We start from the raw sequence: 14,120 nt of genomic DNA on the forward strand, positions 1-14,120 counted from the left end.
TCCTTTCGGGGTCTGCGCGTTCAGGCGGAGCCGAGCGCGGCACTGCGCGCGGCGAGGAAGGCCTTGTGGGGGTCGAGGTCGGGATAGGACCAGGGGGCGTGGGTGGCGTGCCGCCCGATCCGGTGGAAGAGGGCGGCGGCCTCGGCGGGGCGGCCCTCGCAGAGTTTGGCGTGGGCCAGGAAGTTGAGGTCGACCCGGTTGCGGGGGTGGTCCTCGCGTTCCCACTCCAGCCACCAGTCGAAGGCGGAGCGCAGCACCTGGCGGGCGCGGCGGCCGGCCCAGTGCTGGGCGGCGCTCTCGAAGGTGTGGCCGTGCAGGCCGGCCAGGACGCGGTAGCGCTCGGCGTGGGCGACCACCGGGAGGACGGCGAGCGGGGAGTCCGCCGGGGACTCCTCGGCGGCCCAGTTGGCGAAGTCGTAGACCTCGTGGAGCGGGTCGTGGCCGGCGCCGGGGGCGCGCTCGGCGAGTTTGGCGACCATCAGGTGGTGGGCGTGGTGGTGTTCCCGGTGGCGGGCCCGGACCTGGTCGAAGTGCCGGGTGAACTCCTCCTCGCTGCCGTACGCCCGGCTGAGCATCAGCAGGCCCAGCCAGGGGGTGGGGTCGGCGGGGTGGAGGGCGGCGGCCCGGCGGCAGGCCTCCTCGGCGTCCTGGGCGGAGGCCTTGCCGCGCAGCGCGGCGAAGACTCCGGCGCAGGCGTGCAGGGTGGCCGCGTCGGCGCTCTCCGGTTCGGCCAGCAGCCATTCGCCGGCCCAGGCCGTGGCGGCCGGGGTCTGGGCGAGGACGACGAGCCGGTGGCCCCGGCGGTCCCAGTCGTCGCCGGTGTCGGCGAGCAGGGTGCGGGCGCTGGACCAGCGGCCCTGGGTGAACCGGGTGCGGACCTCGACCAGTTCGGCGTCGCAGAGGGCCGGGTCGAAGAGCTGGGTGTCCCGCTTCCGGGAGCGGCCGAGAGGCGGCGGAGGGGGGGACATCCGCGGAATTCCCTCCAGGACGCGAGCTACGGTCGGGATGATCACGCACAGCAAAGCGGTACGCACAGCTCCGAGTCAAGGTCCAGTCCACTGCGTGGCGCGTTTCAACTGCTCGTCCTCACGGGTAAGTTGAGTTGGTTGTAGAGGTTCGTGCGCGGGTGGGCGGCAGGTCTAGGCTGACCCGATGACCATGGACGAAGCCCTTCCCCCCTTCCTGCTCGCCTTCCCCGGACCGCTGCGCGACCGGCTGGTCGGCGCGGTGCTGGCGGGTGCCAAGACCTCCACCACGGGCCTGCTCGCCGAGTACGAGGCGGAGCGCGAGCCGCTGCCTTCGGTGGGTGACCGGAGCCTGCTGCTGGACTCTGCGGGGCAGGGCGTTGCTGTGCTGGAAATCACTGCGGTCCGCACGGTGCGGCTGGCCGAAGTGGACCTGCCGCATGTGCTCGACGAGGGCGAGGGCCACACCTCGGTGGCCGAATGGCGGCTGGCGCACGAGGAGTTCTGGCATTCGCCGGAACTTCGGGAGGTGCTGGGAGATCCGGGGTTCACCGTGGACGAGGACACGGTGGTGGTGCTGGAGCGCTTCCGGGTGGTGGGCCGACCCGGGGACGCCGGGCCGGCCGGAAACCAGGCCGGGGACGCCGGGCCGGCCCGCTGACCCGGCGGGTCGGTGAGCCGGCCGGGCCGGTGCGGGGACGGTCAGGAGACCGCCGCCGCGGCCGCGCGGCCGGCCGCCCGGCCGGAGAAGATGCAGCCGCCGAGGAAGGTGCCCTCCAGGGCGCGGTAGCCGTGCACCCCTCCGCCGCCGAAGCCGGCGGCCTCGCCGGCCGCGTAGACCCCGGGCAGCGGGTCGCCCTCGGGGGTGAGCACCCGGGAGTGCAGGTCGGTCTCCAGGCCGCCGAGGGACTTGCGGGTCAGGATGGAGAGGCGGACCGCGATCAGCGGGCCGGCCTTGGGGTCGAGGATCCGGTGCGGGGCGGCGGTCCGGATCAGTTTGTCGCCGAGGTACTTGCGGGCCGCGTGCACGGCGGTGACCTGGAGGTCCTTGCCGAAGGGGTTGGCGATCTCCCGGTCGCGGGCGGTGATCTCGCGCCGCAGGGCGTCCTCGTCGATCAGGTCTTCCTTGGTGAGTCCGTTCATCCGGCGCACCAGGTCGGAGAGTTCGCGTTCCACGATGAAGTCGTTCCCGTGGTCCATGAAGGCCTTGACCGGTCCGGGGACGGCCTGCCGGGCCCGGTCGATGACCTGCCGCACGGACCGGCCCGTCAGGTCGGGGTTCTGCTCGGATCCGGAGAGTCCGAACTCCTTGCCGATGATGCGCTGGTTGAGGACGAACCAGGTGTGGTCGTGGCCGGTCTTCATGATGTGGTCGAGGGTGCCCAGGGTGTCGAAGCCGGGGAAGAGCGGTACGGGCAGCCGGCGGCCGGTGGCGTCCAGCCAGAGGGAGGAGGGGCCGGGCAGGATCCGGATCCCGTGCCGGTCCCAGATCGGGCTCCAGTTCTCGATGCCCTCGGTGTAGTGCCACATCCGGTCCCGGTTGATGTGGCTGGCGCCCGCCGCCTCGGTGATGCCGAGCATCAGTCCGTCCACATGGGCGGGGACGCCCGAGAGCATCCGGGCGGGCGGGGTGCCGAGCCGGTCCGGCCACTGGGCGCGGACCAGGTCGTGGTTGCCGCCGATGCCGCCGGAGGTGACGATCACCGCCTGGGCGCGCAGGGAGAACTCCCCGGCGGTCTCGCGGCTGCTGGCGGTGCCGCGTACGGCCTCGGAGGGGACCAGGACCTCGCCGGTGACGGTGTCCACGGTGCCGGCGGTGCGGGACAGCCCGGTGACCCGGTGCCGGAAGCGCAGCTGGACCAGGCCGCGGGCCACTCCGGCCCGGACCCGGCGCTCGAAGGGTTCCAGCAGGCCGGGGCCGGTGCCCCAGGTGATGTGGAAGCGGGGGACCGAGTTGCCGTGCCCGGTGGCGTCGTAGCCGCCGCGTTCGGCCCAGCCCACCACGGGGAAGAAGCGGACGCCCTGGGAGTGCAGCCAGGGGCGCTTCTCGCCGGCCGCGAAGTCGACGTACGCCTCCGCCCAGCGGCGGGGCCAGGCGTCCTCGGGGCGGTCGAAGCCGGCGGTGCCCAGCCAGTCCTGGAGGGCGAGCTCCCGGCTGTCCCGGACCCGCAGCCGGCGCTGCTCGGGGGAGTCCACGAAGAACAGGCCGCCGAAGGACCAGTGGGCCTGGCCGCCGAGGGACTGCTCGGGCTCCTGGTCGAGCAGGATGACCTTGCGGCCCGCGTCGGCCAGCTCCGCGGTGGCCGCGAGGCCCGCCAGCCCGGCCCCGATCACGATCACGTCTGCGTCGTACGTCATGCGGAGATCCTGGCTACGCGGCGGTAACCCGTCAACCGTGGTGCTTGGATGAGTTCCGTGAGTGCTGCGGAAGAGATCCTGGACGTGGTGGACCGCGAGGACCGGGTCCTCGGGCAGGCGCCGCGCGGCGAGGTGTACGCGCGGGGCCTGATCCACCGGTGCGTGTTCGTGCTGGCCCGGGACGCCGGCGGGCGGGTGTTCGTGCACCGGCGGACCGCGTCGAAGCTGGTGTTCCCCTCCCACTGGGACATGTTCGTGGGCGGGGTGGTGGGCGCCGGGGAGTCCTACGCGCAGGCGGCGCTGCGGGAGGCGGGCGAGGAGCTCGGGGTGAGCGGGCTGCCGCAGCCCGAGTTCCTGTTCTCGTTCCTCTACGAGGGGCCCGGCGGGTCGTGGTGGTCGGCGGTGCACCAGGTGCGGTGCGAGGCGGAGGCGGTCCGGCCGCAGGAGTCCGAGGTGGCCTGGCACACCTTCCTGCCGGAGGCGGAGCTGGCCCGGCGGGTGGAGCGGGGCGACCGGCCGTGGGTGCCGGACGGGCTGGCGGCCTACCGGCGGCTGGTGGAGTTCCGCGGCGGCGGCCGGCCGGGGTGAGCGGGCGCGGCCGGACGGCGGGGCGGCCGGGTGGGGGGCTCCCCGAGTGGCGGGCCGGGCGGGGCCGCGTAGATTGCCCCTGTGATCGACTTCGTCAAGGACGTGCGGCTCTGGTTCGCGCCGCAGCGGATGCGGGACGAGGGCGAGACCCCCGACTACCGGTTCTCGCTCGCCAACGAGCGGACCTTCCTGGCCTGGATCCGGACCGCGCTGGCCCTGGTGGGCGGCGGGTTCGCGGTGGACCAGTTCCTGCCCGACCTGCGGTGGGCGGTCCGGGTCGGGATGGCGGTGGCCCTGCTGGTGGTGGGCGCGGCCTGCGCGCTGCGCGCGGTGAACCACTGGGTGCGGTGCGAGCGGGCCATGCGGCGCGGCGAGGACCTGCCGGTGTCCCGGTTCCCGGTGGTGCTGAGCCTGGGCGTGGGGCTGGTGGCGGTGGCGATGATCGTGGTGGTGCTGATGGGCTGGACGACCGGCCGGTGAGCGCGCCCGGCGGGACGGCGGGCGGGGTCCGGGACCCGGGGCTGCAACCGGAGCGGACCCGGCTGGCCTGGCGGCGCACGACGCTGAGCTGCACGGTCACCGCGGTGCTGGCGGTCCGGCAGGCGCTGCACGGTTCGGGCTCGCCGGTGGAGCTCGGCGGGACCGCCTTCATCGTGCTGGTGTGGCTGGGGTTCATGGGGGTGGCGCACCGGCGGATCCGGGAGCTGGCCGCGGTCCGGCCGGCCGATCTGGCCCCGCGGGCGGCGCTGGGGGCGGCGGTGTGCACCGTGGCGCTGGCGGTGTTCGCGCTCGCGCTGATCCGCTGATCCGCTGATCCCGGTCGCCGGTCAGCTGATCCCAGTTATCGGCGGGTCCTGGCGCCGCGCCCGCCGAACCGGGCGATAGCGGGCGCGTCTCACTAGCCTCGGTGCCATGACCACCATGCACCAGGAACACTCCACCCACGCACACGCGCACGGCCCCGGCTGCGGGCACACCGAGGTCAGCCACGGCGACCACGTGGACTACGCGCACGACGGGCACCTGCACCGGCGGCACGACGGGCACTGGGACGAGTGCGAGCCGGACGGCCACCGGACGCACACCGGTCACGAGCACCGGCACGGCGCGGACTGCGGACACGCGTCCGTCCCGCACGGGGACCACCTGGACTACCTGCACGACGGACACCGGCACGCCGAGCACCAGGGCCACTACGACGACCACTGAGCCGTCCCGGCCGACGGCCTTCCGCCTCCCCGGGGCCGCGCGGCGGCTGGCAGGATGCGTCACGTCCGTCAACGTGACCCGGGGAGAGCGCAGATGACCGTCGACAAGCCCTATCTGGTGCGGACCGCACCGGGGGTCCACGCCTATGTGCAGCCGGACGGCGGCTGGTGTCTGAACAACGCGGGGTTCGTCTCGGACGGCGGCCGCACGCTGCTCGTCGACACGGCCGCCACCCGGCGCCGGGCCGAGGCCCTGCGGGAGGCCGTGCTGGCGTCCGGGGTGCCGCTCCCCCGGCTGCTGGTCAACACCCACCACCACGGCGACCACACCTACGGCAACGAGCTGTTCACGCCCGAGGCGGTGGTGATCGGCCACGAGCGGGCCCGGGCCGAGCAGTTGGCCGCCGGGCACCAGCTGGAGCTGATCTGGCCGGAGAACGACTTCGGGTCGGTGGACATCGTCGCGCCCGACCTCACCTACACCGACCGGCTGACCCTGCACCTGGGCGACACCGAGGTCGAGGTGATCCATCCGGGCGTGGCGCACACCACCGGGGACTCGGTGGTGTGGCTGCCGGACCGGCGGACCGTGTTCACCGGGGACCTGGTCTTCGCCGGGGGCACCCCGTTCCTGATGATGGGCTCGCTGGCCGGTTCGCTGCGGGCCCTGGAACTGCTGCGCGGACTGGACACCGAGACGGTGGTGCCGGGGCACGGCCCGCTGACCGACCCGTCCGCGTACGAGGCCACCGAGCGGTACCTGCGGTACGTGGCGGAACTCGCCCGGGACGCCCGGGCGAAGGGGCAGGAGCCGCTGGAGGCGGCGCGGCGGGCCGAGCTGCCCGGCGAGTTCGCGGCCTGGCGGGAGGGCGAGCGGCTGGTGGCCAACCTGCACCGGGCGTACGCGGAGCTGGACGGGCTGCCGGAGGGGTCCCCGCTGGACCTGGTGGGGGTCATCCGGGACATGACGGTGATGAACGGCGGCGTGCCGGTGGCCTGCCACGCCTGAACCGGGCCGGCCGGTCACGGCCGAGGCGGCCGGGCCCCGGCGCCGCTCGCTCGCGAGCGCCGGGCCGGGCCGGGCCGCCGGCAGGCCAGGCGGGTCCGGCAGGCCCGGCGGGCACGCCCCCTGGACGGCATACCGACTGGTCGGCATGATGGGCGCCAACAGCATCGACTCCGTACGGAGGTGCGCACATGACCTCAGCCGATCCCGCCGGTCCCGGGCCCCGGGGCCTCGACCTGGAGCGGCTGCGCGGCCGTCTCGACCGCGATCTGCCCGGCCTGGTGGACGGGCCGCTGACCGGCCGGCTCATCGAGGGCGGCCGCTCGAACCTCACCTACGCGGTGACCGACGGCACCGGCCGCTGGGTGGTGCGCCGGCCCCCGCTCGGCCATGTCCTGGCCACCGCGCACGACATGCGGCGCGAGCACCGGGTGATCGCCGCCCTGCACGGGACGGCCGTCCCGGTGCCGGAGCCGCTGCTGCTGTGCGAGGACGAGGAGGTGCTCGGGGCGCCGTTCTATCTGATGGAGTACGTGGAAGGGGTCCCCTACCGGACCGCCGGCCAGCTCGCCGCGCTGGGACCGGAACGCACCCGGCGGGCGGTGCTCGGGCTGGTCGACACCCTGGTCGACCTGCACGCGGTGGACCCGGCGGAGGTGGGCCTCGCCGACTTCGGCCGCCCCGAGGGCTTCCTGGACCGGCAGCTGCGCCGCTGGGGCAAGCAGCTGGACGCCTCCCGGGAGCGCGAACTGCCCGGGATCGACGAACTGCACGCGGCCCTGGGCCGGGCCCTGCCGCGCTCCCCCGCCCCCACCGTGGTGCACGGGGACTTCCGGCTGGACAACGTGCTGATCGGCGGCCCGGACGACACCCTGCGGGCCGTACTGGACTGGGAGATGTCCACCCTCGGCGATCCGCTGACCGACCTCGGGCTGCTGGTGATGTACAGCTCGGACCTGGGGCTCGCGGATTCCGCGGTCAGCACGACCAGCGGGGCGCCCGGCCATCCGGCGCCGGCCGAGCTGGTCGAGCGGTACGCGGCCCGGTCGGGCCGGGACACCGGGGCGGTCGCCTGGTACACGGCCTTCGCCTGGTTCAAGCTCGCGGTGATCCTCGAAGGCATCCACTACCGCTGGACCCTCGGGCAGACCGTCGGCGCGGGCTTCGACCGGATCGGCGAGCTGGTCCCGGTCTTCATCGAACACGGTCTGACCACCCTCCAGGAAGGCTGAGGAGCCGACAGCATGGACTTCGCGTACGACGCCCGGACCGAGGAACTCCGCGAGCGGCTGCTCGCGTTCATGGACGAGCGGGTGTATCCGGCGGAGCCGGTCGCCGCCGCCCAGCGGGCCGCCCTCGACTCCCCCTGGGACACCCCGGAGGTGTTCGGGGAACTGCGGGCCGAGGCCCGCCGCAGGGGCCTGTGGAACCTCTTCCTCCCGGACCCGGAGTACGGGGCGGGGCTGACGAACCTCCAGTACGCCCCGCTGGCGGAGATCACCGGCCGCAGCCCGCACCTGGCGCCGATGGCCGTGAACTGCGCGGCCCCGGACACCGGGAACATGGAACTGCTGGCCCAGTTCGGCTCCGAGGAGCAGAAGAAGCGGTGGCTGGAGCCGCTGCTGACGGCCGAGATCCGGTCGGCGTTCGCGATGACCGAGCCCGAGGTGGCCTCCTCGGACGCGGGCAACATCGAGACCCGGATCGAGCGGTCGGCGGACCGCTCGGAGTACGTGCTGACCGGGCGGAAGTGGTTCATCTCCGGGGCGATGAACCCGGACTGCGCGGTCTTCATCGTGATGGGCAAGACCGATCCGGAGGGCGCGGACCCGCGCCGCCGGCAGTCGATGGTGCTGGTCCCGCGCGACACCCCGGGGGTGGAGGTGCGCCGGGCGATGACCGTGTACGGGTACGAGGACCACGACCACGGCGGGCACGCCGAGGTGGTCTTCGACGGGGCCCGGGTGCCGGCCTCCCATCTCATCGGCGAGGAGGGCTCCGGATTCGCGATCGCCCAGGCGCGGCTCGGCCCCGGCCGGATCCACCACTGCATGCGGCTGATCGGGATGGCGGAGCGGGCGATCGAGCTGATGTGCCGGCGGGCCCTGGACCGTACGGCCTTCGGAAGGCCACTGGCCGACCAGGGGGTGGTGCGGAACTGGATCGCGGACGCCCGGGTCACCGTGGAGCAGCTGCGGCTGCTGGTGCTGAAGACGGCCTGGCTGATGGACACCGCGGGCAACCGGGGGGCGCACACCGAGATCCAGGCCATCAAGATCGCGACCCCGCGCGCGGTGGTGCGGATCCTGGACGACGCGGTGCAGCTGCACGGGGCGGGCGGGGTCAGCCAGGACTTCCCGCTCGCCGAGCTGTGGGCCGCTGCCCGCACCCTGCGGCTGGCCGACGGGCCGGACGAGGTGCACCAGCGGTCGCTGGCGCGGCGCGAGTTGGGGCGTTACACCCGAACGTGATGGATTGGTGCAGGAGTTCGCAAGAACGGGTGTGCGACATGGAGGCGATGCGGGGACGGTTTTAAGAAACCTTGTTGAATATCCCCTGAGGGCCGCAAGATCTTGATTTGCGCCTGTCAATCGGAACAGGGTTTTCCAGAAGGTTTGACGCCCCACACGTCAACACGAGGAGAACCCTCTTCATGGCAACTCACAAGCGTTCGCGCGGACTTCGCTACGCGGCGGTCCTCACCGGGGCCGCGACCGCGGTCACCGCGACCCTGCTCACGACCCCCTTCGCCGGTGCGTCCACACCGGCCGAGGGCACGGTCTACGGGCTGGGCGCACCCGGCGCGGTCAGCGGCAGCTACGTGGTCATCCTCGACGGATCCGCGGACAAGGAAGCACTTGCCCAGAAGTACGGTGGCGAACTGCAACGCAGCTACGGCTCCGGGGTCAACGGCTTCTCGGCCTCGGGCATGACCGAGAAGGAGGCCAAGCGGCTGGCCGCGGACCCGGCCGTCGGCAAGGTCGTCCAGAACAAGAAGTTCTCCATCAACGCCACCCAGGAGGACCCGCCCTCCTGGGGCCTGGACCGCATCGACCAGGCCGGGACCGCGGGCGACAAGAAGTACAACTACCCGGACACCGGCGGCGAGGGGGTGACCGCGTACGTCATCGACACCGGCATACGGATCACGCACCAGGACTTCGGCGGCCGGGCCGTGCACGGCTTCGACGCGGTGGACAACGACGAGAGCGCCGACGACGGCAACGGCCACGGCACACACGTGGCCGGCACCATCGGCGGCACCGAGCACGGGGTCGCCAAGAAGGCCAAGCTGGTCGCCGTCCGGGTGCTGGACGACAACGGCTCGGGAACCACCGAGCAGGTGGTCGCCGGCATCGACTGGGTGACCCAGAACCACCAGGGCCCCTCGGTGGCCAACATGAGTCTGGGCGGCGGCGCGGACGAGGCCCTGGACGAGGCCGTGCGGCGGTCCATCGCCTCGGGCGTCACCTTCGCCGTCGCGGCGGGCAACGAGTCCTCCGACGCCGGCCAGGGCTCTCCCGCCCGGGTGACCGAGGCGATCACGGTGGCGTCGAGCACCAAGGACGACGCGCAGTCGGAGTTCTCCAACTTCGGCTCCGTGGTGGACCTGTACGCGCCGGGCTCGGACATCACCTCGGCCTGGAACGACAGTGACACCGGCACCAAGACCATCTCCGGCACCTCCATGGCCACCCCGCACGTGGTGGGGGCGCTGGCCCTCTACCTGGCCGGACAGCCCGGGGCGACCCCGGAGCAGGCCGCGTCCGCGATCACCGGGGCGGCGACCCCGGACGCGGTGACCAACCCGTCGGCGGGCACCGCGAACAAGCTGCTGAAGGTCGCCCCGTAGCGGGACGGCCACCGACAGAACGGACGGACGGAGGGACCGCCACCCCCGGTCCCCGGGCCCTTGGGCCCGGGGACCGGGGGTCCTTCGTGGTCTGGACCAATGAGCGAGGTCCGATATATTCGGGATGTCCCCCCACCGAAAGTGTCTTCGCCATGCCCAGCCCCACCCTGGCCCCTGCCCCGGCCCGCCCGCAGCCGGAGACCGCCCCGACGGCCGCTCCCGTCCCGGCCGCCGCTCCCGCCCCGGCCGCCGCGGCCCCGTCGCTCGCCAACCCCGGCCCGCTCGGCCTGGCCGCCTTCGCGCTGACCACCTTCACGCTCAGCCTGTTCAACTCCGGACTGATCGCGAACGCCGCGCTCAGCGCCGTGGTGCTGCCGCTGGCCCTGTTCTACGGCGGGCTGGCCCAGTTCGCGGCCGGCCTGATGGAGTTCCGCCGCGGCAACACCTTCGCCACCACCGCCTTCGTCTCCTACGGCGCCTTCTGGATGTCCTTCGCCGGATACGTGAAGTTCGTCGTGCCGGGTCTGCCCGCCGACCAGGCGCACATCGCGACCGGCTGGTTCCTGGTGGGCTGGTTCGTGTTCACCGCCTACATGTCGCTGGCCGCGATGAAGCTGGACCTGGCCCACCGGCTGCTGTTCGGCGTGCTCGCGCTGACCTTCCTGTTCCTGGCCCTGGGCGACCTCTCGCAGATCACCGCACTGGGCCGGACCGGCGGCTTCCTCGGCCTGGCCTGCGCCGGAATCGCCTGGTACATCTCCTTCGCGGTCGTCGCCGAGACGACCTGGGGCCGCCGGGTGCTCCCGCTCGGCTGACCCTCGGCGGGCCCGGCACCGGCCGGCCGGAAGGGTTACGGGCGCAGCGCCCGCAGCAGCAGGTCGGCGAGGTGGTCGGCGACCTGCTGCGGGGTGAGCGGGCCGTCCGCCCGGTACCAGGTGGACAGGTGGTGCACCGAGCCGAAGTGGTAGTCCACCACCAGGTCGGCGGGGGTGGCGGTGGAGAACACCCCGGCCCGCTGGCCCTCCTCGATCAGCGCCCGGAACCGCTCGTGGTAGCGCCGCCGCTCGGCCCGGACCTGCTTGAACTTCTCCGGGCTGAGCTGGTGCATCGACCGGAAGAAGATCATCGCGTCGTCGAGGTTCTCGATGGTGGTCACCACCACGTCCGCGGCCGCCGTCCGCAGCCGCTCCTCGACCGGGGCGCCGGATCCGGCCACCGCGTCCAGCCGCTGCTGCTGGAGCCGGAGCATCCGCGCGTACACCTCGTGCAGCAGATCGTCCTTGGACCCGAAGTAGTGGTAGAGCGCGCCCTTGGTGACCCCGGCCGCCTCCACGATCTCCTGGACCGAGGTGCGGTCGTAGCCGCGTTCCGCGAACAGCCGGGTGGCCACCGCGAGCAGTCGCTGCGGCACCGGGGCGTCCTCGCCGGCTCTCACCGGCGAGGCGGTCGCCGTGGTCGGCGTGGTCGGCGTGGTCCTCGCGGCCATGGCCAGTCCCTTCCCTTCGTCCTTCGTCGTACGTGTCGCGTGCTGCGTGGTGCGTCCTGCGCGCTTCGTAGGGATCTCCGGCGGTTTTCAGCCGCGCTCGCGCAGTTTTCCACGCAGGATCTTGCCACTGGTGGTCTTGGGAAGGACAGCCAGGATCTCCACCTGCCGCGGGTACTTGTACGCGGCGAGGCGTTCGGCGCAGTACGCGGACAGCTCGTCCGGCCCTGCGGCGGCCCCGGGGCGCAGGCTGACGTACGCCTTCACGGTCTCCCCGCGGTAGGGGTCCGGGACGCCGACCACGGCGGCCTCGTGGACCGCGGGATGGGTGTAGAGGACGTCCTCGACCTCCCTGGGCCAGACCTTGAATCCGGCCGCGCTGATCATGTCCTTCTTGCGGTCCACCACGTAGAGCCAGCCGTCCGGATCCATGAACCCGACGTCCCCGGTGCGCAGTTCGCCGTCCGGGAAGGCGGTCCGGGTCTCCTCGGGCCGCCGCCAGTAGCCCGGCACCACCTGCGGGCCGCGGACCGCGATCTCCCCGGTCTCGCCGAACGGCAGTTCGCGGCCGCGCTCGTCGAGGATGCGCACCACGGTGTCGGCGCCCGGGACGCCGACCGAGAGGGTGCCGGAGACGGGGTCCACCGGGGCTTCGAGATGGGCGGGCACCGAGGCCACGGCGCCGCTGGACTCGGTCAGGCCGTAGCCGTTGCGCAGCGGGCAGCCGAAGCCGCGGCGGAGCCGTTCGACCAGGGCGGGCGGGAGCGGGGCGCCGCCGGAGGAGACGATCCGGAAGGAGGCGAAGTGGTCCCGGGTGGCGTCCGGATGGGCGGTGAGGGCGAGGAAGGCGGTGGCCGGGCCGATGGTGTAGGCGGGCCGGTGTTCGAGGAAGGCGTCCAGGACCACGCCGGGGTGGAAGCGGTGGGCGAGGAGGAGGGTGCCGGCGTTGGTGAAGCAGGCGGCGAGCTCGCAGACCATGCCGGTGATGTGGAAGAGCGGGGCCAGGGCGAAGTAGCCGGAGCCCTCGGGTATCGGATGGCCGGCGACCTGGCGGGCGGCGTTGTGGATGAGCGCGCCGTGCGGGTTGAGGGCGCCCTTCGGGGTGCCGGTGGTGCCGGAGGTGTAGCTGATCAGGGCGGTGTCGGCGGGACCGGGGGCGGGCACGCCGGCGGGCGCCGGGCGGCCCGAGCGCGCGGCGGCGAGGAGGTCGGCGGCGGGGAGGTCGGCGGCCGGAAGGTCGGCGGCGGGGAGGTCCCCCGTGGGCAGGTCGGTGGGGGCGGACGCGGACCGTGCGGGCTGCGGGCCCGCCGGCGGGAAGACCCGGGGGTCGTCGCGGGTCTGGAGGTCTCGGGCGTCGGCGGTCAGCACGGACCGTACGTCCGTGCCCGCCGCGGCCCCGCGCAGGAACCCGGCCCAGTCCTGGGGCCCGCAGACCAGGGCGACGGCCCCGGAGTCGGTCAGGACGTGCCGGACCTCGCCCGTCTTGTACATCGGGTTGAGCGGGACCACGACCGCCCCGGCCTTCCAGGCGGCCAGGACGGCCAGCACCAGGTGCGGGGTGTTCTGGAGCATCACCGCGACCCGGTCTCCGGGCCGTACGCCCCCGGCGGCCAGACAACCGGCGAGGGAGTCGGAGAGGGCGTCGGTCTCGGCATAGCTCAGCCGGGCGTCGAAGTAGCCGAGCGCGGTGCGGTCGGGGGCCCGGGCGACGGCCGCCCGGAAGGCGTGCAGCACGCTGGGCGGCGGGTCGAGCGGGGCCCGCTGGGCGGCGCTGAGCCGGGCCAGCCAGGGCCGGCCGGCCGGTCCGGCGGACCGGGGGCCCGGCACGGCACGGTGCCCCGGGCGGGCCGTCATCCGGTCTCCCAGGCGCGCTGGAGGCGGTTCATGCCGTTCAGCCAGCGGTCCGGGTCCGTGGCACGGGCCGTGGCGTACCCGGCGACCTCGGGGTGCGGGAGGATCAAGAAGGTGCCCTTCGCCATACCGTCGAACAGGGCCTCGGCGACCGCTTCCGGTTCGATCGCGCCCGGCGCCAGGACCAGCTCGCCGGCCGAGCCGGCGGCGGTCAGCATGTCGGTGCGCACCCCTTGCGGGCAGATGGCGTGGACCCGGACGCCGCGGTGGCGGTAGGTCAGCGAGAGCCACTCCGCGAAGGCGAGCGCACCGTGCTTGGTGACACTGTACGGGGCCGCTCCGATCATGGTCAGGAGCCCTGCGGCGGAGACCGTGGACACGAACCGGCCGCTCCCCCGGTCGAGCCAGTCCGGCAGCAGCAGGCGGGCGGCACGGACGTGCGCCATCACATTGGTCTGCCAGGCGGCCTCCCAGACCGCCTCCTCGGCGAACGCGTCGCCGCCGGAGGCCAGTCCGGCGTTGGCGCAGTAGACGTCCACGGTGCCGCCGAGCGCCTCGCGGGCCCGGTCCACGGTCTCCGCGGCGTCCCCGGGCACCGCGACGGCACGCTCCCCGACGGACCGGGCCACGGCGGCGGCCCGGTCCGGGTCCAGGTCGTTGACCACCACCCGGGCGCCCTCGGCGGCGAACCGGTGGGCGAGGGCGGCGCCGATCCCGCCGCCCGCGCCGGTGACGACGACTCCCTGGTCCTGGTACGCGCCCACGGCATCCACCTCTCGTCTTCCGCTTCCGTCCTGCGCCTTCGTCT

The 14,120-nt window shown here is 73.6% G+C and carries 15 protein-coding genes; 10 read left to right on the forward strand and 5 right to left on the reverse strand.

Annotated features, from left to right (window positions below; genetic code table 11):
- Positions 1-20: 20 nt before the first annotated feature.
- Positions 21-968, reverse strand: coding sequence for a hypothetical protein (locus tag ACZ50K_RS22540; protein WP_468905786.1), 948 nt, complete (start codon positions 966-968; stop codon positions 21-23).
- A gap of 184 nt (positions 969-1,152) precedes the next feature.
- Between ACZ50K_RS22540 and ACZ50K_RS22545 the strand changes: the two genes are divergently transcribed.
- Entirely contained in the window at positions 1,153-1,626 is a 474-nt protein-coding gene (locus ACZ50K_RS22545) for an ASCH domain-containing protein (RefSeq protein WP_468905788.1), read from the forward strand.
- A gap of 41 nt (positions 1,627-1,667) precedes the next feature.
- Here ACZ50K_RS22545 and ACZ50K_RS22550 read toward each other — a convergent pair whose 3' ends face one another.
- Positions 1,668-3,323, reverse strand: coding sequence for an FAD-binding dehydrogenase (locus tag ACZ50K_RS22550; protein ID WP_468905790.1), 1,656 nt, complete (start codon positions 3,321-3,323; stop codon positions 1,668-1,670).
- A gap of 57 nt (positions 3,324-3,380) precedes the next feature.
- On the opposite strand from ACZ50K_RS22550, the gene ACZ50K_RS22555 reads away from it, so the two are divergent.
- The 9 genes from ACZ50K_RS22555 (at position 3,381) to ACZ50K_RS22595 (ending at position 10,793) form a co-directional block, all read left to right on the forward strand.
- Complete coding sequence (locus tag ACZ50K_RS22555; RefSeq protein WP_468905793.1) at positions 3,381-3,911, forward strand: NUDIX hydrolase; 531 nt, start codon at positions 3,381-3,383, stop codon at positions 3,909-3,911.
- A gap of 81 nt (positions 3,912-3,992) precedes the next feature.
- Positions 3,993-4,391 (forward strand): YidH family protein, encoded by a 399-nt coding sequence (locus ACZ50K_RS22560; RefSeq protein WP_468905795.1) that lies wholly within the window; start codon positions 3,993-3,995, stop codon positions 4,389-4,391.
- Complete coding sequence (locus ACZ50K_RS22565) at positions 4,388-4,717, forward strand: DUF202 domain-containing protein (protein ID WP_468905797.1); 330 nt, start codon at positions 4,388-4,390, stop codon at positions 4,715-4,717. The genes ACZ50K_RS22560 and ACZ50K_RS22565 overlap by 4 nt, the downstream gene beginning before the upstream one ends.
- A gap of 106 nt (positions 4,718-4,823) precedes the next feature.
- Positions 4,824-5,120 (forward strand): hypothetical protein, encoded by a 297-nt coding sequence (locus tag ACZ50K_RS22570; RefSeq protein WP_468905800.1) that lies wholly within the window; start codon positions 4,824-4,826, stop codon positions 5,118-5,120.
- 93 nt (positions 5,121-5,213) lie between these two features.
- The gene (locus ACZ50K_RS22575; protein ID WP_468905803.1) at positions 5,214-6,128 is read left to right on the forward strand and encodes an MBL fold metallo-hydrolase; all 915 of its coding nucleotides are present in this window, start codon (positions 5,214-5,216) and stop codon (positions 6,126-6,128) included.
- Positions 6,129-6,316: 188 nt separating this feature from the next.
- On the forward strand, positions 6,317-7,357 hold the full coding sequence (locus tag ACZ50K_RS22580) for a phosphotransferase family protein (RefSeq protein ID WP_468905805.1): 1,041 nt from the start codon (positions 6,317-6,319) through the stop codon (positions 7,355-7,357).
- A 12-nt stretch (positions 7,358-7,369) separates the two neighbouring features.
- Positions 7,370-8,596, forward strand: a complete 1,227-nt coding sequence (locus tag ACZ50K_RS22585; protein ID WP_468905807.1) for an acyl-CoA dehydrogenase family protein — start codon at positions 7,370-7,372, stop codon at positions 8,594-8,596.
- Between the two features lie 182 nt (positions 8,597-8,778).
- A complete protein-coding gene (locus ACZ50K_RS22590) occupies positions 8,779-9,978 on the forward strand; it encodes a S8 family peptidase (protein WP_468905809.1) in 1,200 nt (399 codons plus the stop codon).
- Between the two features lie 152 nt (positions 9,979-10,130).
- Positions 10,131-10,793 carry an acetate uptake transporter gene (locus ACZ50K_RS22595; protein ID WP_468905811.1) on the forward strand — a complete coding sequence of 221 codons (663 nt, stop codon included), beginning with the start codon at positions 10,131-10,133 and terminating at the stop codon, positions 10,791-10,793.
- A gap of 35 nt (positions 10,794-10,828) precedes the next feature.
- On the opposite strand, the gene ACZ50K_RS22600 is transcribed toward ACZ50K_RS22595, so the two are convergent.
- From ACZ50K_RS22600 to ACZ50K_RS22610, 3 genes are all read right to left on the reverse strand, one after another.
- Entirely contained in the window at positions 10,829-11,464 is a 636-nt protein-coding gene (locus tag ACZ50K_RS22600) for a TetR/AcrR family transcriptional regulator (RefSeq protein WP_468905813.1), read from the reverse strand.
- A gap of 87 nt (positions 11,465-11,551) precedes the next feature.
- Positions 11,552-13,315 carry a class I adenylate-forming enzyme family protein gene (locus tag ACZ50K_RS22605; RefSeq protein WP_468905815.1) on the reverse strand — a complete coding sequence of 588 codons (1,764 nt, stop codon included), beginning with the start codon at positions 13,313-13,315 and terminating at the stop codon, positions 11,552-11,554.
- A complete protein-coding gene (locus ACZ50K_RS22610; RefSeq protein WP_468905817.1) occupies positions 13,312-14,076 on the reverse strand; it encodes an SDR family oxidoreductase in 765 nt (254 codons plus the stop codon). The genes ACZ50K_RS22605 and ACZ50K_RS22610 overlap by 4 nt, the downstream gene beginning before the upstream one ends.
- Positions 14,077-14,120 lie beyond the last annotated feature (44 nt).

This window comes from Streptomyces sp. NPDC033845 (assembly GCF_055576225.1).